Annotated in this window: 17 protein-coding genes and 1 pseudogene; 11 read left to right on the top strand and 7 right to left on the bottom strand. The window is 35.0% G+C overall.

Annotation, left to right across the window (positions count from 1 at the left end):
- Position 1: 1 nt before the first annotated feature.
- Together ABWH96_RS15995 and ABWH96_RS16000 are read right to left on the bottom strand one after the other, a co-directional pair.
- Complete coding sequence (locus ABWH96_RS15995; RefSeq protein ID WP_375578514.1) at positions 2 to 3,205, bottom strand: C25 family cysteine peptidase; 3,204 nt, start codon at positions 3,203 to 3,205, stop codon at positions 2 to 4.
- Entirely contained in the window at positions 3,192 to 4,268 is a 1,077-nt protein-coding gene (locus ABWH96_RS16000) for a PorV/PorQ family protein (protein ID WP_375578515.1), read from the bottom strand. Before ABWH96_RS16000 ends, ABWH96_RS15995 begins: the two co-directional genes overlap by 14 nt.
- Positions 4,269 to 4,633: 365 nt before the next feature.
- Here ABWH96_RS16000 and ABWH96_RS16005 point away from each other — a divergent pair, with 365 nt between their 5' ends.
- The 4 genes and pseudogenes from ABWH96_RS16005 to ABWH96_RS16020 all read left to right on the top strand — a co-directional run bounded on the left by ABWH96_RS16005 (position 4,634) and on the right by ABWH96_RS16020 (position 10,602).
- A complete protein-coding gene (locus ABWH96_RS16005) occupies positions 4,634 to 5,005 on the top strand; it encodes a PadR family transcriptional regulator (protein WP_375578516.1) in 372 nt (123 codons plus the stop codon).
- Positions 5,006 to 5,058: 53 nt separating this feature from the next.
- On the top strand, positions 5,059 to 7,542 hold the full coding sequence (locus tag ABWH96_RS16010) for a PspC domain-containing protein (protein ID WP_375578517.1): 2,484 nt from the start codon (positions 5,059 to 5,061) through the stop codon (positions 7,540 to 7,542).
- Between the two features lie 132 nt (positions 7,543 to 7,674).
- Complete coding sequence (locus ABWH96_RS16015) at positions 7,675 to 9,024, top strand: MBL fold metallo-hydrolase RNA specificity domain-containing protein (RefSeq protein WP_375578518.1); 1,350 nt, start codon at positions 7,675 to 7,677, stop codon at positions 9,022 to 9,024.
- A gap of 167 nt (positions 9,025 to 9,191) precedes the next feature.
- A pseudogene (locus ABWH96_RS16020) lies at positions 9,192 to 10,602 on the top strand (rhodanese-like domain-containing protein).
- A 268-nt stretch (positions 10,603 to 10,870) separates the two neighbouring features.
- Here ABWH96_RS16020 and ABWH96_RS16025 read toward each other — a convergent pair.
- The 5 genes from ABWH96_RS16025 to ABWH96_RS16045 all read right to left on the bottom strand — a co-directional run bounded on the left by ABWH96_RS16025 (position 10,871) and on the right by ABWH96_RS16045 (position 16,823).
- Entirely contained in the window at positions 10,871 to 11,605 is a 735-nt protein-coding gene (locus ABWH96_RS16025; protein WP_375578519.1) for a LytR/AlgR family response regulator transcription factor, read from the bottom strand.
- Positions 11,602 to 12,549, bottom strand: coding sequence for a sensor histidine kinase (locus ABWH96_RS16030; RefSeq protein WP_375578520.1), 948 nt, complete (start codon positions 12,547 to 12,549; stop codon positions 11,602 to 11,604). The genes ABWH96_RS16025 and ABWH96_RS16030 overlap by 4 nt, the downstream gene beginning before the upstream one ends.
- Positions 12,550 to 12,650: 101 nt before the next feature.
- Complete coding sequence (locus ABWH96_RS16035; protein ID WP_375578521.1) at positions 12,651 to 13,391, bottom strand: LiaI-LiaF-like domain-containing protein; 741 nt, start codon at positions 13,389 to 13,391, stop codon at positions 12,651 to 12,653.
- A gap of 159 nt (positions 13,392 to 13,550) precedes the next feature.
- The gene (locus tag ABWH96_RS16040) at positions 13,551 to 14,231 is read right to left on the bottom strand and encodes a DUF1266 domain-containing protein (protein WP_375578522.1); all 681 of its coding nucleotides are present in this window, start codon (positions 14,229 to 14,231) and stop codon (positions 13,551 to 13,553) included.
- Between the two features lie 3 nt (positions 14,232 to 14,234).
- Positions 14,235 to 16,823: a hypothetical protein gene (locus ABWH96_RS16045; protein ID WP_375578523.1), complete on the bottom strand. Its 2,589-nt coding sequence runs from the start codon at positions 16,821 to 16,823 to the stop codon at positions 14,235 to 14,237.
- A gap of 256 nt (positions 16,824 to 17,079) precedes the next feature.
- On the opposite strand from ABWH96_RS16045, the gene ABWH96_RS16050 reads away from it, so the two are divergent.
- The 7 genes from ABWH96_RS16050 (at position 17,080) to ABWH96_RS16080 (ending at position 24,911) form a co-directional block, all read left to right on the top strand.
- Complete coding sequence (locus tag ABWH96_RS16050; protein ID WP_375578524.1) at positions 17,080 to 18,237, top strand: hypothetical protein; 1,158 nt, start codon at positions 17,080 to 17,082, stop codon at positions 18,235 to 18,237.
- A gap of 23 nt (positions 18,238 to 18,260) precedes the next feature.
- Positions 18,261 to 19,043, top strand: a complete 783-nt coding sequence (locus tag ABWH96_RS16055; RefSeq protein WP_375578525.1) for a hypothetical protein — start codon at positions 18,261 to 18,263, stop codon at positions 19,041 to 19,043.
- Positions 19,044 to 19,107: 64 nt separating this feature from the next.
- Positions 19,108 to 20,115 carry an aminoglycoside phosphotransferase family protein gene (locus ABWH96_RS16060; protein WP_375578526.1) on the top strand — a complete coding sequence of 336 codons (1,008 nt, stop codon included), beginning with the start codon at positions 19,108 to 19,110 and terminating at the stop codon, positions 20,113 to 20,115.
- The gene (locus ABWH96_RS16065) at positions 20,105 to 21,022 is read left to right on the top strand and encodes an adenylyltransferase/cytidyltransferase family protein (protein WP_375578527.1); all 918 of its coding nucleotides are present in this window, start codon (positions 20,105 to 20,107) and stop codon (positions 21,020 to 21,022) included. Before ABWH96_RS16060 ends, ABWH96_RS16065 begins: the two co-directional genes overlap by 11 nt.
- A gap of 2 nt (positions 21,023 to 21,024) precedes the next feature.
- Positions 21,025 to 22,812: an asparagine synthase (glutamine-hydrolyzing) gene (gene asnB, locus ABWH96_RS16070; RefSeq protein WP_375578528.1), complete on the top strand. Its 1,788-nt coding sequence runs from the start codon at positions 21,025 to 21,027 to the stop codon at positions 22,810 to 22,812.
- Positions 22,796 to 24,049, top strand: a complete 1,254-nt coding sequence (locus ABWH96_RS16075) for a glycosyltransferase (protein WP_375578529.1) — start codon at positions 22,796 to 22,798, stop codon at positions 24,047 to 24,049. The genes asnB and ABWH96_RS16075 overlap by 17 nt, the downstream gene beginning before the upstream one ends.
- Positions 24,039 to 24,911, top strand: a complete 873-nt coding sequence (locus tag ABWH96_RS16080; RefSeq protein ID WP_375578530.1) for a PIG-L deacetylase family protein — start codon at positions 24,039 to 24,041, stop codon at positions 24,909 to 24,911. Before ABWH96_RS16075 ends, ABWH96_RS16080 begins: the two co-directional genes overlap by 11 nt.
- Positions 24,912 to 24,914: the final 3 nt, after the last annotated feature.

A 24,914-nucleotide genomic window follows, 5' to 3' on the forward strand; every position in this document is an offset into this window, starting at 1 on the left:
TTTACCGTATTAATAGCACAGGGCCTAATTGGCTACCAGAAGTCGCGTACTGATTCCCATTTATCCTAATACTTATATCATCCTTTTCGCTGTCTGCAGGAGCTTCAACAGCCAAATCAATAATATTTTCCTCAAAACTCCAATTATCGGATATGGTCAAGCCTTCTATATTATTTTGAGTGATCTGATTTTGACTATTTTGCTTCCACCCCTGGCTTAAAGTTGCATCATACACAAAGTTTGTGGTCGTCCATTCGTCCAGTTCACCAGATTGCGGATTGGCAAACTTCGATCTCCAATAATAAACTTGCTCATCTTCACCTAATAATTCAACATCCCATTTGGCAATTACTCTTGCAGTTATATTTCCCGATTTCAGAAATGGACTATTAAAATTCTGAGTAGTGTCCAATTGAAAAATAAAATCCCGTTCTTCTGATTTTAAATCAATGGATTGAGCAGTTAAAGAGATATTTTGAGAATTAATAATGCCATCATTGTAAGGATATAAATTTAAGGTGGTTCCTAAGGAAATGAAAAATTCAATTTGAGCTGTATTATTGTTTTCATTGATTTCTTCTATTTTTCCTGCAGGATCAATAATCACTTCAAAAATATTCTGTCCAAAGCTTTCTGGCCTATCATTTACAACTATTACTCGAGCAGTATCTTGGAAATGTACTGCTGAAACATATTGCGTATCTTGAACAATGACTTCATTATTGGGTAAAGTTCTTTTCACTAAAATGCCAATAGAATCTTCATCAGTTATACCATAGTTTTTGATGATTACATCAATCCCAAATTCAGATGTTAGTGCATCAATATCTTCTCCATCTAAAGAGGCTACTTCCAAAGATTCATCTGTAATTGCATAATCAGGATTTTCTGCAGGGAAAAGTCTATAGGCAGGATCGCACATTAAATTCATTTGCTGTGCTTGCGATAAATATAAAGGTGCTGGATTGCTCCCGAAAATAGATAGATATTGATTGGTAATTTCTTTATGGACAAGCCCAATAGGTTGATTTATTAAAGTTGAATCATTATAAGCTTTTGCAAAAAAAACATCGCTATAACGTTTTAATTCATTGGAAAATCCTAAATAAGCATGTGCTAAAACACCAGTAGCCCCTTTATTGGCCGTATTCACCCAATCTTCACCAAAAGTATCAGCATTTTTTGCTATCTGATAAAAAGCCCCTGCATCGCAACCATTGATTAAGATAAAAGGGTATTTGCCCTCATTCTGGTAGCCTAGACTTTCATCGGAAACTTTCCCGATGTCAATATCTGCTGTATTAGGGCTGGAATGCCCAAAAAATGTAATCAAATTCAAGCCTTGGTTAACTTGATCAGCCACATTAATAAATTCTACCACTTGAGTGGTTTCTTTTGTAAGATTGGAATAATCTCCCCCTATGTAGGGTGAGCTTTCGAAATTTGCAAAATCGTTGATATAATTGATAAATCGATTGACTTCGAAAAAGGAAATACCGCCACTTAAATTAAGGAAATGTTTTCTCCTCAAATCATCAAAAGGACGAGCTTCCATTTCTTTAATTTTATCCAAATAATTAGCCACGATCTGGCTATTATGAGCATTCAATCTGCCAAATGAAATAGAAGCCCTATTATTTTCTGCTAAGCTAAAACCATATAGATTATCAGAACCGGGAGAACCTGCAGTGGGAACAAACTCATGATACAAATCATCTGTAATTTCGTTTCTTCTATGGTAATTATGATACCAATTCATTCCTTTTCCGATAAGGAAAACCATTTCTGTTTTGGTGTTTTGAACTAAAAATTCTGTAAACCTATAAATGGCCATAGGGGAAATTTCTCCATAATTAAATTGATCATATAACCTTAAAATATCTACCGTTAGGGTATCATACCCCCCTCCTTCTGCAGAGGCACGATAAGCGGAATAGGCTTTTACAGGATTATTATAATCCCCACTAGCACGCATTAAATCAGGGTGACTAATCACCACATAATCTGGATCTATATTATTCAGATTTCTAAAATTTACCTTCTCTATTTTTGGAGTTAAAAAATTCTGGTTTTGAAGATAAATCTTTGCACCATTGAAAGTGTTTTGGACTACTGTATTGATTTCTGAACCTACCCTATTGGTTCTCAGTAATTCAGGTTCATTGAAATCATCAATTCTGTAAAGTCGTGCACTGCTATTGGTATTAAAAAACCGTAAATATGAAGACCCTCCAGAATTTGGGTTTAGCCTAAATTGACTTCCTGATTGGTTCACCATATCGGTAGTTCTTTGGTAGTCCAGTTTTATGTATGATGCAGAAATACGATCAGCACCTTCTGCCTGAGGAATTAGCTGAACAACCATACTTCCATTATTATTGACATCTGACCATTCTAAATCAGCATTAAAAACTTCAAATTGATAATCTTCAAAATTGACTGTACCGAGTGATCTTAGAGAATTCTCAGTTGGCCCGACTAATATTTCGGTCTGATGAGGCCTCATATTTCTTCCTTGAATTAATACCTCAAGATTTGGAACTGATGCAGACTGATTGGCTTGCGAAATATTACTGATTGTGAAATTAGTAGCATTAGTAAAAGCCGAACCCGTCCAAGCTTCTCCCAAGTCAAAGGCAGAATTATAGATATCATCCTGTGGACTATATCGCTGGCCTCTATCTCCATTATTGGTATAAAGTTGAAGTTTCGACTGTTGAATAGCTTCCTCCTCTGGTAGATTTTGGGTATTATTTATGATATTTTGCTCTATCATTCTTTTTCCTGCACTACCATCCGATCTCCATGTTAAGAAATAGGCTGTAGTATCTGAAAACAGATTGTAATATTGATGTGGTTGATCATCTGGATTTTGATATAAAGGCGTATCAGAAACCCCATCATTAGACTTTCCTAAAAATTGAATAGCATCACCTTGGTCAATCCGCCCATCATTTTGACCCACTACTCTTATGGAAATTTCCTGCCCTCTGTGATACATTCTTATAGCTCGGGCATCAATGGTTGATAATGGAACACCTGCATCCAAAAGATCATTATAGTCCAATTCAAATGCAGCATTTGTCCCTACTGAAATTTTATAATAGGATTGATTGAAATTTATCCACGACTGAGGATTCTGCGCCCATGAGAAATGGGAAACTATAAATAGCGATATGAAAAATAAAAGGCTATTTCTTCGCATTCCAATTAAAAATCATAGTAAAAACATGGGAATAGAGTGATTCGGAGCTATTACCTAAATCTGTGAAAGCATAATCAATTTGGAGTACTTTATATTTGAACCCTACTCCAATATTAGCTTGGCCATTCCATCTCTCAGTGCCGTTAAAATTCTTTATTTTTTGTAGGTTGTTTCCTCCAAACCGAAGAAAAGCCATATTATCATACCCTATCTCTATGCCTGCTCTGGGATCAATTGAGAATTTATCTTCACTGATATAAGTATTTCGTTCACCATCAAAAGTAGCATCAAAATTTACTTCCGCCATGATGGAAAATTTATAAGGTAATGGCTGGGTATATGCCGTTCCTAAAACTAGTCTCGGTACAGCCATTTCAGTTGTATTTTCAGGAATTTCATTATTGGTTTGCGTATAAATATCCTCAATTAAGGAGATGTTATGATACCAGGTAGTGAACGTTCCCGTCACATCCCTTGCCACCAAGGCAACATCCAAATTCTTCCATTTATAAGCTGCTCCTAGATCAAACCCAAAGCCCCAGGCTTTAGCAAACTCCCCTACTGTCCTATGAATTATTTTAGCATTGGCACCAAATGAAAGCCCATCCAAAAATTTTAAATTACGAGCATAAGAAAATTGGAAGGCATAATCAGCGGCTGAAAAGAAACGGATATTATCATAATTCAAAGCCCCATTCGCATCATAAAGGTAACGCGTATCGGGTATATCATCCACACCAAATCTGATCAAGGAAAATCCCATCTTACTATCCTCATCAATAGAAGTAGCAAAACCAGCATAATCATAGGCTGCTATTCCTGCAAAATATTCCGCACGCATTAAATCTAATGAGTAGTCTGTTTCTAAGCTTGTTAATTTAGCTGGATTCCAATAGCCAGCAGAAGCGCCTTCCACAGAAGCTACAGTTGCTCCACCCAAAGCAAAAGCCCGTGCTCCAACTCCTATTGCCAAAAATTCATTGGCATATTTAGGCTTTGAAACCTGAGCTGACAACTCAAATGAAAGTATCAGAAATAAAAATATGTAAAGCAGTTTTTGCATTAATTCAATCTAACTCAATTAATTATCAAAATTAACAAATATCTTAAGAAAAGATTGTCTTCAATCATCATTTATAGCACTTAATTTATTAATCAGAAGTGTAGTGGTATAGAAGCTCAAAGCTGTTCATAATCGTACACATTTTTTCATTTATTGACCTCTTCCGTACAAAATTAACCTTTTAGAAATCACCTCATTTCATACTCGAAAAAATATAAAAAGTCTCCTTAGAAGATTTAAAAGCATTATTTGCTCATAAAACCAATTCTTAATAGCATTCAATTTTTTAAATGGTACACATCTTGGCATAGTATGACGAGAATTGGCATAGCGGCCATGATTAATCATCATTAAAGGATAATTTTATGATAGCAGAAAAGATAAAAGCACAATTGCGGACTGGGGTTCTGGAATATTGTGTGATGCAGATTTTGAGAAGAGGTGAAGTTTATGCCTCAGACATCATTGACGAACTCTTGGAAGAAGACCTTATCAAGGTAGAAGGTATTATTTACCCTCTACTGATGCGGTTAAAACAAGAAAATTTAGTTCAATATGAATGGAACGAAGCGCAAAATGGACTGCCTAAAAAACACTATCAATTGACTGAAAGTGGGCAAAATACCATTAAGGCATTGGATGAAACTTGGATTGAGATTAATAAATCAGCCAAAAGAATCAAGAAAAAGACTGATGAGCAATTAAAATCAACTAAGGAACCTAAAGAGGAAAATTAATTGAGAGGTAATTTCTCATTAACATTAACCTAAAAAATCTTAATTTTAAAGCAATGAAAAAGAATATAAGTATAAATATAGGAGGCATAATATTCCATATAGAGGAAGACGGCTTTGACAAGCTTAAAAACTATCTGGATGCCATTAACCGTTATTTTTCTGATTTTAAGGACAGCCAAGAAATCATTAATGATATTGAAAACCGCATAGCTGAAATTTTCTTATCCAAGCTAAAAGATGATAAACAAGTCATTGGATTGGAAGATGTAAATGCGCTCATGGTCACTTTGGGTAGTATAGAAGATTTCAAAAAAGCTGAAGAAACAGATGAAGCTTTTGAGGAAAAAACATCGGAATCCTACGAAAGCCAAGAACCAACTGGCACAAAGAGATTATATCGTGATACCAAAAGATACATTTTTGGTGGTGTAGCAGCCGGTATTGCGCATTATTTTAATATAGATGTTTTGTGGATCAGATTGTTATTCATTCTTGGATTTTTAGGGCTATTCCCATTCCATCCAACATCTCTTATTATTTTATTAGCCTATATCGTGATGTGGATATTCTTACCTGCCAATCCTGATTTGAAGGAAGATGAAAAGGTAAAGAAACTTTATAGAAGCCAGGAAAATAAAGTGATTGGTGGGGTAGCTCGTGGTTTGGCTGCCTATTTCGGAACCGATGTAGCCGTAATAAGAATCTTATTTGTTCTTTTACTTATCCCAGGTGGAGCTGGATTGATTATTTATTTGGTATTATGGTTTATAACGCCAGCAGCCAAAACGGTAACCGAGAAAATGCAGATGGAAGGAACACCAATCACGCTAAGCAATATTGAGAAAAATATAAAGAGCAGCTTAAAGGTTGAAAATGGAGAAGAAACAACTTTAGTGAAAATTTTATTGTTCCCTTTTAGATTAGTAGCTATTGTTTTAAGTGGATTAGCGAAAGCTTTAGGACCAGTATTGAATTTTATAGTAGAAGCAGCCAGAGTTATTTTAGGACTTATATTGAGTTTGTTTGGATTAGGACTAGGTGTAAGTATCATTATTCTACTTTTTGTTTCGCAAGGAATATGGTTTGAATCAGCTAACATCAATTTCTTTGATATTCCAAATGAATTAATTGCTAATACATTTTCTTTGGAATTGGTAATCGTAAGCTTCTTATTCTTGATTATTCCTGCTCTTTTTATCATGATTTCAGGAATCAGCGTAATGGCTCGTAAGTGGTTAATGAACAGAACAGTAGCCTTTTCTCTTTTAGCCGTATGGTTTATAAGTTTGATCGCTGCTGCCATCATTATTCCTACTACAGCTATGAAATTCAGAAATGATGGAGAAGTATTCGAAACCTATGAATATGATGTGCAAGATAAAGTAGCTGTTCTCAAGCTAAAAGAAGTTGGCTTTGAAGATTATGATGTCACCAACCTAAAAATTAGAGGATACGAAGGCGATAAAATAAAACTTGAGAAAAGATACAAAGCACAAGGAAGCAGCAGAATTGATGCTGAAGAAAATGCAAAAATGACTTACCATAATGTGGAAGTGAAAGATGACAGCATATTATGGTTTGATTCCAATATTCAGTTCTTGGAAGATGCTGCCTTCAGAGCCCAAAGCTTAAATATGATTTTGTATGTGCCTTATGGCCTAGAGTTTGAAATGGATAGAAAAATGAGGCATATTTTGCGAAATACTATCTATATCAATGGTTATAATGTTGGGCAAATTCATAACAATCGATGGACTTTTACGGCAAATGAAGGTTTGAATTGTCTGACTTGTTCAGAAGAAAAATCAAGTAGTAGTTTTTATAGTAGAACAGATTCAGACCGCTTTTTTGCCACACCCTTCGACTTTTCAAGTGACGCCTTTGTGCGAACTTATGACATTGTTGATTTTAGTAAAGTTTCAACTGCCACCGGAATCTTTGTTGAAATCAGACAAGGAAATGGATATGACTTCCAGGTAGTGGCTGAAGATGAAGAAGATTTAGAAGGATTCCGATATGAAATGAAAAATGAAAGATTAAAAGTTTACTTTGAAAAGAAAGATTTTGATTGGAATTTATTCTCTGGCGATTCCTGGAATTGGAAAGGAAATATTCCTGAAGTAAAATGTATCATTACGATGCCTGAATTGAAAGAATTGCAATCATCGTCTGCATCTACTGTACATGTTCTTGGGTTTAAAGGAGCTAAGCTCAATATGGATGTGAGCTCAGCTGCGAAAATTTATGCTGATATTGATTATAATATTTTAAATTTAGAGGTATCTAGTGCTTCCAAAGCAAATTTAAAGGGAAAGGTGCAAACTATGAATTTGGATATAAGCAGCGCAGCTAAAGTTGGGGCATTTGAATTGATAGTAGAAAATGCAGAAGTCGATGCTTCAAGTGCATCAAAGGTGGAGGTTTATGTAAATGGCTATTTGGATGCAAATGCCAGCAGTGCGGCAAAAATTACTTATCAGGGTCGTCCTCGCTTAGAAAGTAACAGCAGTAGTGGTGCAAAAGTATCAGCAGATTAAATATATACTAATTCAAGCCGTGGTAGTGAATCATGGCTTGAATTTATTTCCTTTCCACTGTAGTTCTCGATTTTTTTTGCATCTTGTTTCCATATTTATTTTCTATGGATGTAAGAGTAAAATTTTTAGGTGGTGCAATCAGTAACCGGTTCAAAGTACTTATTAGAAGTTGATGATTATAAAATTTTAATCGACTGTGGACTTTTTCAAGGACTTAAAAAATTAAGGTTAAGAAACTGGGAGGATTTTCCAATTGATGTAAAGGAGATTGATGCAATAATTTTAACCCATGCGCATTTAGACCATTCCGGTTATGTGCCAAGAATGGTTAAACAAGGATATAAAAAGAATGTATTCTGTACGGAAGCTACTGCAGATTTGCTGGAAATCATGTGGATGGATTCTGCTAAATTGCAGGAAGAAGAAGCTGAATTTGCCAAACAAAAAGGCTACTCCAAACACGCAAATCCTTTGGCATTATATGACCAAAAAGATGCTGAAGCTTCTTTAAAGACAATTGTTCCAAAAGCATTCGAAAAATCTTTTGATCTCAACGAAAACATCACGGTCAAATTCCACCCAGCTGGTCATATTTTAGGAGCTGCTTCAGTGGAAATAATCCTAAAAGGAGCAACTCAGGAGAAAAATATTATCTTCAGTGGTGACTTAGGACGAAATTCTGATCCTGTTCTCTTCCCTCCTACTTATTTCAAAAATTCAGATGTAGTATTTCTTGAATCTACTTATGGAGATCGATTGAATGATGTTGCTAAAGTTCAAGAGGAGTTAAAACAGCATATTTTAGATCATATGAATGAGGGAGTCATTATGATTCCAGCATTTACTGTCGGTAGAACTCAAAACTTGCTCTTCTATTTGCATGAACTCATGAGAACCGGGCAAATCCCTCATATCCCAGTCTATCTGGATAGCCCGATGGCGATAAGCGTTACGCACTTATATAAAAAATACGATAATCAGCACCGCCTACAGGATAAAGATATTTTTGATGATAAAAATTTCCATTACATCAGAGAGCATCAACAGTCCAGAACATTGGATATGCTGGAAAACAAAGCTATTATTATTTCGGCCAGTGGAATGCTGACCGGTGGAAGAATTTTGAGCCATTTATTCAAAAGGCTGGGCAATAAAAATGACCTTTTGTTAATGGTAGGCTTTCAGGCAGAAGGAACCAGAGGTAGAGATATTCTGGAAGGCAAAGAAAGTGTTAAAATCTACGGAGAAGAAGTGTCTATTAAATGTCATTTTGCTAAAATTGACGGCCTTTCAGCCCATGCCGATCAAACAGAATTGCTTGACTGGTATTCTAAATTTGAAGAAGCTTTAAAATTCACTTTCTTGGTGCATGGGGAAGTAGAAGCAATGCAAACCTTAAAAAATAAGCTAGAAGAACAAGGAACAAACAATGTTTTCATTCCTGATTATATGGAATCTTTTGAGCTCTTTTCAGGGATATAAGCTAGATAATTCTAAATTCAAAATGCAACAGACCATAATGCCAAAAATTATGACAAAAATCATTTCATTTTTAGATTGATGTCATAGTATATAAAAATAGTAACAAAAGTTACTAACTATCTGATTTTCAGTGCGTAAATTAACATAAAACTAAATTCTACAATGCTATGAAAATCGAACAAATCTACACAGGATGTCTAGCACATGCAGCATATTATATTGAAAATAACGGAGAAGCTGCCATTTTCGATCCTTTGAGAGAAGTGCAACCCTACATCGACAGAGCAACAAAAGACAAAGCAAAAATCAAGTATGTTTTTGAAACACACTTTCATGCAGACTTTGTAAGTGGTCATTTAGACTTAGCCAAAAAAACAGGAGCCAAAATTGTTTATGGAACCTACAGCCAAACCTCAATTTGAAGCTATTGTGGCACAGGACAATGATATTTTCGAAGTAGGAAATTACAAAATAAAAGTATTGCATACGCCTGGCCATACTATGGAAAGCACAACATATCTTTTAATAGATGAAAATGGCGATGACCATGGAATCATCACGGGAGACACTTTATTTATTGGAGATGTGGGAAGACCTGACTTGGCTCAACATGTGATAGAAGACTTAACAGAAGAAAAATTAGCGGGTCATTTATATGATTCCTTGCACAATAAAATCCTTCCATTGGATGATCATTTAATTGTATATCCAAACCACGGTGCTGGAAGCGCTTGTGGTAAAATGATGAGCAAGGAAACCACCGATACTTTAGGGCATCAAAAGGAAACCAATTATGCGTTACAGCCTATGGATAAGCAAGAGTTTATTGAGCAATTATTAACTGGACTTACTCCTCCACCAGGATATTTCCCTAAAAATGTATTGATGAATATTCAAGGCTATGAAAGCATAGATTCTGTAATGGAAAAAGCTAAGCGCCCTTTAAGTCCGGAGGCATTTGAAGCAGCAGCCAATGAAACTGGTGCATTAGTATTAGATACTAGAAATGCAGAAGAATTTGCGAAAGGATTTATTCCAAACAGTATCAATATCGGCTTAGATGGAAATTTTGCCATGTGGGTTGGAGAAATGATTCCAGATATTAAGCAAAAAATATTATTGATTTGTGATGAAGGCAAGGAGGAAGAAGCCATGATAAGATTATCTAGAGTGGGGTATGACAACACTATTGGATATTTGGACAGAGGCTTTAACAGTTGGAAGTATGCTCATAAAGAAATCGATAAAGTTAATCGTATGGATGCTAAAGAATTAGCTGGCATTATAGAATCGTCTCCATTAATATTTGATGTAAGAAAGAAAAGTGAATATGACTCAGAGCATATAATTGGTGCTCAAAATATCCCACTAAATCAAATCAATTCGCACTTAGCGGAACTTCCAAAAAACAAAGCATTTATAATTCATTGTGCCGGTGGTTACAGAAGCATGTTGGCAGCTTCCATATTGAAAGCTAGAGGTTGGGATAATTTTGTAGATGTGAGAGACGGGTTTACCGGAATAAAAGAAACGGATATTCCTGTATCGGAATATGTATGCCCAACTACTTTATTATAAATTATTCTATTCAAGTCATGGCTTAGAGCTTTGGCTTGAATTTAACTTATAATTTAAGATCTAGTGACACATCTGGCATTTTCATTTTTTTAATCCTAAAAAAGTCCAAGAGGATGCTTGAATTAAGAGCATCATGCATAAGACTGCAATAGCGCAAGCGTCCGCTTGTGCTTTTACCGTAGAAAATTAGTGATTTTAAAATTAAAAAGCATTTCCATACAAAAATGGTCCAAGCGGACGCTTGAACTAGTAGTATATATCTTTCATCTTAAATCCCCAAAGCAGCCTTCAACTTCGGATAACCCGTTTTACTGACAGGGATTTGCTCACCGCTTTTTAAAATTAATATGTGACTATCCTTTTTGTAGGCTTCTATTTTGGTGATTTCTGCTATTTTTACCAGATAGGATCGGTGAACTCTTACAAATGATTCCGCATCTAAATGCTCTTCAAAATAACTTAGCGTCTTGTTTTTGAGATATTTACCTTCATTTGTATAAATATTTACATAGTCATCATTAGCCTCCAAATATTTAATATCTTGAGTGGGTATGATTTTAATATCATTTCGGTCTTTCAAGACAATCCTACTCAAATATTCTTTTGGCTCTAATGAATCATTTCTCAGTAATTCTCCAACATTTTGAGCTAAACCACTTTGCCTGTATTTTTCAATTGCTTTATTAAATCGATCTTGTGAAAAAGGCTTTAACAAATAATCCACTGCATGTACTTCAAATGCTTGCAATGCATATTCATCAAATGCAGTAGTAAAAATAACTGCTGGAAGTTCTTCCAATAGCTCTAGCATCTCTAAACCGCTTATTTTCGGCATTTGAACATCGAGGAAAATTAGATCGGGCTTATGTTGTTGAATGGCTTTTAAGCCTTCAAAGCCATCATGGCATACAGCTAGCACTTCAAAATCTTTACATTCAGCTAAGTACTCCTGGATTATACCAGTTGCTAATGGTTCATCATCAATAATAATGGTTCTAATCATGATAGCTGTGGAATTAAAAGTTCAACTGTAAATTGCTGAGATGAAGCATGCGTTTTCAATAAATCATACCTCCCAAAAATAAGAAACAGTCTTCTTCGGACTGCTTCCAAACCAAATCCTGCTCCCTTAGCTTGTCCTGCCTTTGGATCAAAAGGATTTGTAATGATTATTTCAAGGTTCTTTTCTCTTTTTCTAAAATCAACTTCAATAGTTACTCCCCCGGTCAAGCCATACAAACTATGCTTTATGGCATTTTCCAATAAAGGCTGTACCAATAAATGTGGTAATTTGAGTTCGCTAATACCTTCTTCAACTTTAAAAATAACTTGTAATCGATGCCCAAATCTGACTTTTTCAATATCCGTAAAGAGATTTAGAAAACTAATTTCCTCATCAACTTTAATCCATTTATTGGCCTCTTTTTGAATAGTACCTCTCAGAAAATCTGACAACTGTAATACCATTTTCCTGGCCTTTTCAGGCTGAGATTTTACGAGTGCACTTATGGAATTTAAGCTATTAAATAGAAAGTGCGGCTGCAATTGCTGGCGTAATTGATACAATTCAGATTCTTTAGCCATTTGCTGCATCTTGACCTCTCTTTCTTCAGCTTCAGCTTGCTCTTCCAATTTTCCTTGAAAATTCAACATTAATGAATAGGCTGTAAAAATAAGTAAAATGATAAATCCACGAATTATAAAAATAGAGTTGAGAAATTCAACCTTAATGAATGGATCTGGAATTGCCCATTCAATCAAGAAATCACCTAAATACAGAATAATTAAGGAGATAACCAATGGTAAAATAAAAACCAAAATCACATTGCTTTTGGTGGGTAAATAAAATCTGAAGATGTTTTCTAGCAACAGGAACCCAAGCAATAATAACAAACTGAAAATTGTACTATCAATTAAAGCAGAAGGGAAATTTAATCCATAGTGCATCAACAAAAGCGTGCATATGCTTAACCATAGTACAAAGATACTAAGGAGCTTAATCCACGCTTTATTCTGATGCCTTATGAAATGTAAAAACATTGATAAATTTAATAGGATTTAAATTCTAATCCACCAAAATTAACTGAGCCCTTGATATATAAAATCTTTCTATCCGCTTCATCAACATTTGGAAATGCTCTTTTATCTTCAATGCCTGAAAACACATTGCTTACATCCGCTTGAATTTCCCAATGTGGTGGTATTATTAATTTAAGTCCTCCAAAAGTTACTTCTACATCTAAAACCGCACTATCTTTAATTTCAGCTTTGGATAGATCTATATCTGCCCCACCAAATGCAGTGGTTATTTTTCCACCTTTAAAATCCTTAGTGATCAATCTTCTTTGAACCGATGCAAATATGGCCTCCGCTCTTATATAATCACTTTCCACTACTTTAGCATCAGAGACTCCAATATTTTCATCAAACCCTTTATCAGTATCTATTTTAGTAAATCCAAACTTTGAGCTTCGGCTGAAAACTAAATATAATCCAACTAAAATAATTCCACCAGGCAACAAATAATCATAATATTCATCTGGAATAAAATTCTCTCTTCTAATCAGGAAAAAACTACCAATCAAAAACATAATGATTCCGAATTCATTCTTTAAACCATGTCGTATTATGGAGTAAAGTCCAATTCCGATCAAGATAAAAGGCCAGCTAAATACCCAGCTAAAGTCAATGAAATCCATTCTATCCAACAATAAAATGCTACCAATTATCAAAAGGATTACGCCAAATGACAGATTATTTTTCCCCGAGTTATGTTGTTTGTTTTTCATAAGTTCAATATTTAATGATGAAACAAACCTAATATAGATTAAAGTAAGATACTTTTGTCAATAGGTCAGAAATTCCAATTTCTAGGTGAACGGCCGAATTGAGTCGGTGAAATTTCTACAAAATAAATGTTGGACATGTAATTCGTAATTACAAAATTCCTAATTACTAATCCCCCCACTAATCCCCCAGCCAAGCTGTACCCAAGGAGAGTTTTTATTCGTAAGCAAGAAAATGAGATTTCTTTTATAACTACTTATCGCATGTTCAGTATAGTTTTCACGCTTCCAGTATTGGGCTCCTGCAATGTAAGAAACACCAAATCTTTCCCAGGATTTAAAAATCTCTCTGATCCTGCCAGCATTTTCTTCTAATAATTGCCAAGCCTCACCTTCTTTTATAAAACCACTGAAAAAAGCATGCCTGATTAACCAAGCACACCTTCCATAGTGCCAGGCCTGATCGCTTTCTGGCAAATCAAATTGATATTTCTGTACCATATCCACCACATTAGGATAACTTTTATCAATTGTATTGATACCTGAAAAAGCTTTAAACTCTTTATCGCTTTTCATCTCCCACTGAAATTGAAATGCCTTAAAAGTAACAATCTCATCAAAGTATTTTAAGGTATCAGCCATTCCCGTTAAGTCTTCAATATCATAATCTCGCTTTAAGGCCATTTTAGAAGATTCTAATTGTGTTTGTGTTCCAGCATTTCCATGGGGAAGTAAAGTATCATGTCTTTCCTTGTTAGTTTGAGCTAACATGGCGGAAGTAGCTATCAACCAAAGTTGGCGCTTATTTAAACCATCTGGATTTTCATATTTATGATAAATCATGTTTTATTCTTTATTTAAAATTAAACGGGAAATTTCAGCAAAATCAGCAAATACGTCTGGGAATTGTTTATCATATTCAATTACCTTTTGATGGTATTGCAAACTCTTCTCTTTATTGCCTATTGCCTCATAAGCAATAGCCATATAATAAGCCACCATGGTATAGCGAAAATGAGGAGTTTTCTGAATATCAAAATACACCTTACCTGCCTCAATTGTCTTCTTATGTTCAAAAATGCCTTCAAACCGATTCACTATGTTGACTGTAAAATTTTCTAGCCATTCTAATTGAGTTTCTGTTCTATATTCTTCACCTTCCATATTCGCATAATAATAAGCTGTTTTCGTTTTCCATTTTAACTCATTTTCCAAATCGCCTAAGCCATCATAAGCAAATGCAATGTAGAAAGAACGGAGAGCTAGTGAAGAATTATTGGTATCCTCTTCCATGCTTTTTGTAGTCTTATCCAATAATTTTTCAATGATCTCCTGATTCATACCGAGTTCACGCATAAAATACAACTCAAAATCAGTTGCTTCTTCATGTATCCATTCTTTTACATAAGAACAGTGAACTAAAATTTGACGGGTATAGTGAAGGCCTTCCGTATTCAAATGCAGCGACCTACATAAGCTAGTCAACCAATGCAAGGTTTCTGACCCTAAGTAAGAAGTATAGAAGTCTTTTGGCTTAGGTAACTCTTCAAATAGATCTAATCCATCTTTTAGAAGTGTGGTCTTATACTTAACATTAGTCTGTGAGGCTTCTAATTGATTAATATAATTGTACAATGAACAAGCATAATAATAAAGATGATCTTTAATAATATCTTTAGGAGGAATTATGCTAAACAACCATTTATATTCCGTGAAGGCACGTGAATAATTACCCATTCTGAAGCAGCAAATAGCTAAAATCTTGGCTGATGAAATGCTATAGCGACTTTTCTGCATATCCAGACTGATGTATTCCACAGCTTCTTCATAACGTTGCAATCGCTGACAGGCTTGAGCCATGGAATAATAAATATAAGTTGCATCTGCATTGAGTTCAAAAGCCTGCTTATAACAATCGTAAGCATGTTGAAATTCACCTACAGCATAAAAGTATTTACCCTTATGATATATACTGAGCCAGCTTTCTGGAAATTCCTCATGAAAAGTCATTATAGCCTCCCTTTTGGAAGCTATTTCATCCCATGTGAGCATATTATCAAGATAATGTTTTTTGATTTTGAACACAATCTCTCTATTGGCTGTAAGTGAAAGTGCATGATCCAATTTCTCAAAATCCTTTTCACCTGAACTACTGTATTTTTCCAGTGCCTCACTAAAAAGCAATAAAGCTTCAAGATCAGGGTATAAAGGAATCTCAGCTTTCAACTCATTAATTTCTTCAAATAAATCTAAGCTTATAAGTTGATTGAGCATGTCCAGATAAAAACCCTTATCTCTAACGACATTGGAATCATTCAGTCGCTTAGCTATATAGTGCCTAAAGGTTGAGGCAGTATAGACAATATAGGCTCCATTAAGTGGATCTGTCTTTTGCAAGTTGCGGAAAATAATCAGTGCCTCATCATATTTTTTTAACTCAAGATAAATCCTGGCCAATAAATAATACACTTTTTCGTAGTTGGGAATAATTTTCAATGTATTGATCAATTGTTCCTGAACTTTAAGCAGATTGGATTCTGCTTTGAAAAAGTACAATGCCCTTATGTACAATAACTCCCTGTCCTCAGGGTAATAGGATAAAGAAGCATTTAAAGTATTTATAAAAATAGATAATGCACCCTCTTGCCGATATTCCACACCAGCACGAAAAACAATATTGAGCATTTTTCTCCATACAAAAGCTGGCTTTTTATCATCAGGAATCTCATTAGCTAATAAGATGTATGCTTCTTTTATCTTGCCTTTTTTAAGGATATCATCTGCTGTAATCAAATGCTTAATAAGTAAATCTTTTTCAGCTAAGGTTAGAGGTTCCTCCTTTAAACACTCGACATAGAGTTCTATATCCGAATGTCCCACTTTAAGAAATGTTTCTATTTTTTTGAATTCGGCTTGTACTTCCAACACCTCTTTCCATTCATTGGAATTGAAATAATTGAGGAAGGGAAAAGCTTTTCTGATCTCGCCCAGCACGTCTGATTTAACTGCAAAGTGATAATTTAAAAACTTAATAATAGGTAAACAAAAGACATTAAGTTCGACTTCACTATGCGTTTTAGCATTGGCTATAGCAGATTTCCAAATTAATTTATTGAAGCGTAAGGCAGGATTTTGATAAATTTCTTTGAATCTTTCTACTAGTTGCTCTGGTGTGGAATATATGCTTTCGGCATCCAAAAACATAATGACTTCATTTTCATCAGAAGAATCCTTTTTTTGTGATGTAAGCTTATCTAATTCCGAAGTAGTGCGATCTACTTTAGTCACTAAAGATTTATAAGTTTCAAGGTATTTAAATACTTGCTCCAAATCTGATTCAAAATTTGCCTCCTTTACACTCTCCCTCAGAGCCTTGAAAATATATTCCTTATTATTGACAGGTGTAATACCTAATCTTTCCCAATCATTAACCATTATTAATATGTTGTTTCTACTTATTAAACCCTTCTACAAAGATATTTTATTATTGGAGGAAGGATCTTAAAAAAACAAATTTGATAAAATCCAACTAAGCCCATATCACTGTTTTTAGTGATTTTTTACTTTAGCCATTTATGGTGCTTGAAATAGTAATGGGTTAAAATATATTTGTTTTTGAATAATTACCTACTGTGATCCATCTGAACTCAATTTACTCCGAATATTAAAATGGTCGCTTTTTGTTAACATTATGCATACAATCACTAACAAAATATTGAAAGAATTTGAGCTCTTACCTTCTTTTTTTGAGGTCATGGCTAATTCTATATTAGATAATAATGAACTTACAAAAGTCTATTCCAAATTTAATTTATATGAAATAGAACCTTTCTATGCAGAACTATCCAATGACGTAATCGACCTTAATCAGGATTTATTTTTAGCTTCAGCGGAAGACTTCGATCATGATAGTGACGATTTATATGAATATTTCATCAACTTTGACTCCCAAAAAACCTATTTTAAGCGTTGGATATTTGGCCCTGAATCGAGATATGAAACCATTTTTGAGTATAAAGAGGAGTACCATAAAAGTACTACCACCTTCATCAATACTAATGGCAGCAAAGCCACAAAACTTTGCTACTTATATTTTAAGGAAGGTGTCCCACACCAATATTTTGAATGCACTGAGTATGGAATTATTGAAAAAACTTATCAAAAAGAAGGTAATCGACTTACAGGTTATAAAATAGAGAGTCCAGATAACGGAAATCGTTTAGTAGATTTCAAATACAATGAAAGTGAGATTGCCAAAATCATTCAAAAAAATCCTTTAGGCCCTGACACTCTATTGTATGAAGCTGGCCTTGATAAGAAAAACAAAGCAGACATTTTAAAGAAACTGGAAAACTTTTTAACGGAACAAATTGCGGATCAAATAGAACAAAATGTAAAAATTAAAGAACCTGTTTACTGTATTTTACTTGAATACAGCATGCAGTTTCCATTCCCTCCTACCGTTGCGTTAGGACTTGTTTCAGAGCTGGAGGATGATTTTGAAAAAGTTGAAATTTGGCAACGCTACAATGCACCTGACATGCATTACTTTTCTGAAGGTGAAAACTTATCCATTGATATTTACACAGAAACAATACAGTCTGCCTATCTATTTTGCGATAATTATACGGAAAACATTCAATGGGACGATGAAGAAGCACATAAGGCCTGGGCTGAAGAAGTATTTGAAATATACCTTAATATCTGTAAACGATTAATGCATTTTAATTTTTCTTCTTCTTTCCCAAAATCACCCCATTTTCTGGTGATGGCCAGAGAGTTTGAACAATGTAATGATGAAAAATTTTACGAGTTGTTATCTGAATACAAAAAAGATATTGGAAAGTAAATTATAATAATGAATTTAAAAAAATGGTGTTAGGCGTATATTGGTATTTCGGGTTTCCTGAAGGGCTCTATTCATATGATTATTTTAAATGGAAGCCAGGCTATGGCGGGCATGCCAATAATCCGGCTCAATTAGAAACAACAGTAAGTTGTCCAAAGCCGGAAGCACTGATATCTTCATTAAAATCACTGATACATGAAATAAATCAGGGATTTATTTACATCTACCAAAATGTCAAACAATTGAAAATAGGTACAGGAAGTTTCAATTTACATGATTTTGATTTTGAACTCATGAAGAAGGTAGAATTGATTTTAAAACAACACCAGGTGCAATTAATTAACGACTTCAGTACTAAGGTTATTCAACCCATTAAATTACATATAAAGAAAGATTATTCACCAGCCTTCCCAAATCTAAAACTGCTTAAACAAGTAAGCTCTCAAATGAAAAAGTATAATGCGGAAACCTCACTTTTGCGTCTGGATATCAACATTCCACTAAAAGAGAAAAATACTTTTTTGAATAAGTTGAAGAAAATTTCCGATGAGGAAAATATCAATGTTTTATTTTATTTAGAAAAAGATGTTGAAGAGAGCGTAAACCTGATGTTGTTTTTTGGTAATGGCAGGCAAGGCCATAATTTTAAAGAAAAGCAAAATGTGGATGCAGAAAATCTGGAAAGCAAAATTATAGCTTTAAGCCATCAATTTGGCATTGATTACCAATTTAAAGGGAGTTGGGATTACTACCCTAAAGGAGATTATAATATTGTAAAAATAGTAGACAAGGAGTTTATTATTTGATAGGTTAATGCTATTTTACTTCAATAATTTTTTGATTTTTGCTTATACAAAGTAAAAGCTATACATGGAGTTTGAAAAACTAGAAGACATACCGATTCATCTGCTAAAATCTGTAATGGAAGAGGATTATCATATCTCTGCACAGAATATTATTCAGTTGGGAGGTTATTCCAATCGTACTTTTCAGATCAAAGAAAACAATGGACAGGAATTTATAGCACGTGTAGCTCATCCTCATAAAACGGAATGGCAGCTTAACAATGAAATCTACGTATTGACCCAACTTCATGAAAATGAATATCATGCTTGCCCGAAAGTGATCGATTCAGTTAAAGGTTCAAATTTTACTTACATAAATTTCAAGACTAAAAAATGCCCGTTACAGGTGTTCGAATATATACCCGGCTTTGTAAAATACAACTGGGAGGAAAGATGCTCGAAAGCTGATTTACAAACTATTTTCACTTATTTGCCTGATTTACATGAAAAAATAGGGCTAATACCTATTAAAAACCACACCAAAGAAACTACAACAATTTCGTCTGATACTTTACTTAGTTCAGCCATTGAAAATCAGCCCATTGGCAACTATCTTGCACAGAAAGAACAATTATTTCTAAAAAAAGCAGACCGACTTACTGAACTTCAAAATGAACTCATAGCGAATTCAGAAAATTCACAATGGATACATGGAGATGTACACTTGGAAAACCTTCTTTTTATGTCTAATAATGAAGTAGCTTTTATTGATTTTGAGAATGTACAGATAGCCCCATTAGAACTGGATATTATTTTCTCGGCATTCAGAATTGCTAAAATTGGCAAGGATGACAAACAATTGAATTACCATAAAGAAGACATCCTTACAGCGATAGAAGCTTATGCCGAACAAAATAAAACTTTTATTTTTTTAGTGGAACAACTTGATGAGAAGGAACATTTGTGGAAAGCATTATTTTGCCTGGATCAGGCTTTGCTCTACCTTACTCAGGCCTACAAAGGCGTGTGGGAATTGGAAGAGGAAATCGGTTTTTTAGCATGTTTTAATGAAGTGTTAGCATATGAAGAATAGGTGTTTATTTTTGATTGAAGCAGCGCAAATTGATTCAGAATCCATACAAAAGCTGTGTAACATAGCCAAAAACTATGAAGAAGCTATTTTTGTGCTTAAAAATGCTGATCAGCTACATGAAAAGAATATAAAGAGCGGGGAACTACTGATATCGCTTCATGACATTCTTAAAACAGCATGCAAAGTACCATTTTACGTTCTGCCATTTGCAAACAAAGGAAATTCTGGGCTCTCATATTGGCTTAAATTGAAACTGCTAACACCCACTTTTACTACACTTTACAGTACGCATGAAGAAGATAGACAGGCAGTTGGTCTATTTCTCAATGGTAAATTTGAACTACTTGAATTTGAGAAAGAAGAAAATACACATTTTATAAATCCTTCACAGAACTCAATAAAACGCGGGCTTTTCATTTCTCGTGCCCAGCCTTTACACAATGGACACGCAGCAATTATTGAGCAAATGGCAGCTGAAAATGAGGAATTTATTGTTTTACTTTCCACAGCAGAACTAAGTCATTTTCCACAAAATCCATTATCAGCTGCGGAGCGACTGGAAATGCTTCACCGCTATCTGCACTTGAAATATCCGAATCAATTTTATTTAGTAGCCCTCCCCCAGAATGCTTTTACACTGGAAAATATGTACGAATTAAAGTATTTACTACCTGATTTTCAATCAGTATATGCTACCAATCCTGCTATTGTAAGTATGAGCAAAAGCATGAATATTGCAGTTAAACCACTGGACAAAAAAGTAAATATCAGTGCTACGGAAATCAGAAATAAAATACTAAAACAAGAATCCTGTAGGGAACTTGTTCCAGAAGCGATTCTAAGTTATTTACAGGAAATCAACTTTTATGAAAGGTTACAGCTGGTCAACCATCAATACGAGCGTTAATTATGTGTGGAATTGGAGGTATATTATATTCAAAGGATTCAGGAACAGCTCTACATGACCGAATTAGGCAAATGGAGCATGCCCAAATACACCGTGGTCCAGATGATCGCCAAACTGTACTGCATCAAAATCATGCTTTTTGTCATCAGAGACTGGCTTTGCTGGATGAAAAAGGTGGAAAACAGCCATTTTACGATCCATCAGGCAGATATTTGATTGTTTATAATGGCGAAATTTACAACTATGAAGCCTTACGTGCAGAATTGTCAAATTCGTATCAATTTGTTTCCCGATCAGATACAGAAGTGGTACTTGCTGCTTATCTATTTTGGGGTGAAGATTGTTTGAACAGATTTATAGGTATGTTTTCTTTCTTGATATGGGATATACATTCACAAACTGCTTTTGCCGCTGTAGATCCATTGAGTGTAAAACCATTTGTGTACTATCAATCAGGAGCTGAATTCATTTTTGCATCGGAAGTAAAAGGAATACTTGCGTGTTTGAATGAAAAGCCGAAAATTAACATTGAAGCATTGACAGAATATGTGGTAGCACCCATGCTTAGTGGAGTCGAAAGTACTATTTATGAAGGTGTTTTCATCCTACGAGGAGGCGAAAAACTCAACATTTCAAAGGAAAAAACAGTCAAATGCAGCTACTACAATTTTACCCAAAGACCAGGAATTTCAACCAGTGAACAACTCATCCGATATCTCATGGAAAATCTGGAAGAGAGCACCAAGATGTCCTTAAAAGCAGATTTTCCTGTGGGTAGTTTCTTCAGCGGAGGACTGGATTCTTCCCTTCTCAGCTCGTTGGCTGTTAAGCTGAGAGTTCCCGGTCACCAGGCTTTTACTGTCAGGTTCCAGAACCATGAGCAAATAAATTTCAATGAAAACAGCATAGTTAATTCCGATGATTTTCCTTATGCCCAAAGGCTGGCGGGGGATTTAAATCTTCCGATGGAGGCTGTTACTATCAGCAAAGAAAATATCCTGAATGGATTATCTGAATTACCGATTATTAACGACAGAATTCCAGCATGGGAGCAGGAATTCTCACAACATTTTCTATCCAAAGCAGCTTCCAAAAATTTCAAAGCTGTGCTGGTAGGCGATGCCGCTGATGAAACCCATTATGGTTATTTCTTCTTGCTCAACCCACAAGTGAATCATAGTCCTTTAGGCTTGCTTCAAAAATTCGGGGCAGAAAAGCGTTGCCGTTTTTTATCTGAAAAAATCCAAAAAGACATAAAGCCACTTGATTTTCTTAATCAAAAATATACCCAAATAGTAGAAAGTAATGGCTTTAGCTTCAATGGCAGCGAACAGGATAAAATTTTAGCTATGAGCTGCCTTATTTATAAGCGTTGGTTGGGTAGATTGCTCCATAACGGAGACATCCATTCCATGAATTTTGGTTTAGAAGCACGGGTTCCTTTTGCGAATCTGAATGTGCTGGAAGTAGAGGGCTACATTGGGCCTGCAATGGGTTTTAAAAATGGAGAAGAGAAGCATTTGCTGAAAATGGCTGCCAAAAACTGGCTTCCCGATTACATAATTAACCGAAAGAAATCAGCTTTGCCGAGAGATCCACGATTAGGCACTCAATATCAGGTAATTCTAAAAAATCTTCTTCAGGAATCGGGTGATTTTATCGAAGATTATCTCAATCTAAAAGCTTTAACTGCATTGTGTGAACAAAAAACCGTTGAAGAAAATGACCGCATGATGCTATTTAATATGATTTGTTTGCTAAAAAGAGTACAATATGATGCAAAACAATAAACGAATTCTTTTTGTGACAATACCTGAAAAAGGACATGTCAATCCTATGATTGGAGTAGCACAGGAATTGCACAATAAAGGCTATGATTTGGCTTTCTATGCGGCTGCAGACATCAGCGAGCAAGTAAAAAAAGCAGGTTTAGACATCCCTATTTACTTTGATGCACATCCTAAAACAGATCCTGAAGCATTTTTAACAAAAGGGCAGGCATTTGCAGAAAAATTGCAGGATAAAAAATGGATGCAACAATGGATCAAAACCTTATTGATAGACGCAGTTCCTAAACAAATTCCTGCATTGGAAAAGGTGGTTAATGAGTTTCAGCCTGCTCTTATTGTTACAGACCCTATGGTGTATGCCGCTGCTTTGGTGGCAGAAAATAAAAATATTCCTTGGGCAGGGATTTCTTCTTCCCTTAATCCTATTACTCCCGAAATTTGGAGTTGCGAACTGACTGAAACGCTCGATTTGTTTCAAAAAGAAAGAGAGGAGCTATTTGCAACGGCCACTAAACCTCAGTTTAAAGTAAGTGATTTGATCTCTCCTTGGCTCAATATTGTTTTTTCCACTGAGGAATATATTCCACGTAATTTGAGCCAAAACGATTTTTCATTCTATGTTGGGGCAACTTTTAATGAGGGAAATAGAGGAGATGAGCAAGGCTTTCCTTTTCACCTTTTGAAACCCAATTGTAAAAAAGTATATATGTCCTTGGGAAGTCAGGTGTATTATCATCCTCAGCTTTTTAAAACAGTGCAGGATGTATTTAAAGGCACCGAAACACAATTGATTTTTGCTGTGAATGAATTAATGAATACCTCTTTTGTGGAAGAATTATTTGATAATGTGATTGCCGTTTCATACGCGCCTCAGTTACAATTACTTCCGCATATTGATTTAATGATCAGCCATGGAGGAGCAAATTCTGTGATGGAATGTATGTCACATGGTAAACCTATCGCTTTGCTGCCAATATGTAACGACCAGTTTTTACAGGCTAAATTTGTAGAAGAAGCGCAAGTGGGAAAAGTACTTGATACAAGCAATCCTGATATTGAAAGCTATAAAAAGCAGCTACTCCCTCTTTTGAATGCTGATACATTGGAAGTCAAAAATGCGAAGAAGGTAGGAAAATCATTTGATAGCCATGAAGGCCCAAAAGAAGCGGCCGATTTGATAGCTGAATTATTTGAAAAAAGAAAACCACTGAAACCAAAGAAATCCCTTGAAAAATAAATATCTCATTATATCGCCTCATCTAGATGATGCCGTTTTAAGCTGTGGTGCTTCCATGGCGCAATGGCAGGAAAAAGGTGCTGACGTAATTGTGGCAAGTGTTTTCAGTTCCTGTGCTGATAGTAGATTGGAGCTGAAGGAGATTTATGAGACGAGAAAAAAGCAGGATATTGAAGCCCTAACATTCCTAGGAGCAAAAGCTATACATCTTGGTTTTACTGATGCGCCCTTTCGTAGCAGCAGAAGCTACTATAATTTCTCAACCATTTTGTTTCACCATGAAGATGAAGAAAGAATATTAGAGCAGTCAATAGCCACGGAAATTTCAAAAATCATTAAGGAATATACTCCTGACTCAATCCTTTTCCCCCTAGGAGTAGGTGGCCATATTGACCATCATTTAGTTTACAGAAGCAGTTTTAAACTAGATTACCCTACTGAAAAAATTCAATTTTACGAGGATCTTCCTTATGCACTAGTACCTGGCTGGACTGAAGTTAGGTTACATAAAATGGATTATAAACATGAATTAAGACCATTTTCTGATTTCCAAGGACACCTATTGGACCTTAAACTGCCTTTTTTACATAATTACACCATGGATGAAGACGATAAAAAAGCTAGCAACCTTCAATATCAAAAGGAAATAAAGTATTTAACAACAGTAAAAAAAAATACTAAAGGCAGGCTTATTCTGGATAAAATATACTTAAGTAAGCATTTTTTTGAGAAGAAATGTGAAGCTATTCTTCACTACAAAACAGAGTGGCCAATACTATTTGGAGAGTCTGAAAATATCAAAAAAGTACTTCATCCAAATACAGAAAAGCATTACACAGAATCATTCTGGAAGAAAAAATAACAT

This window comes from Marivirga tractuosa (assembly GCF_042140215.1).
GTDB classification, from domain to species: Bacteria; Bacteroidota; Bacteroidia; order Cytophagales; family Cyclobacteriaceae; genus Marivirga; species Marivirga tractuosa_A.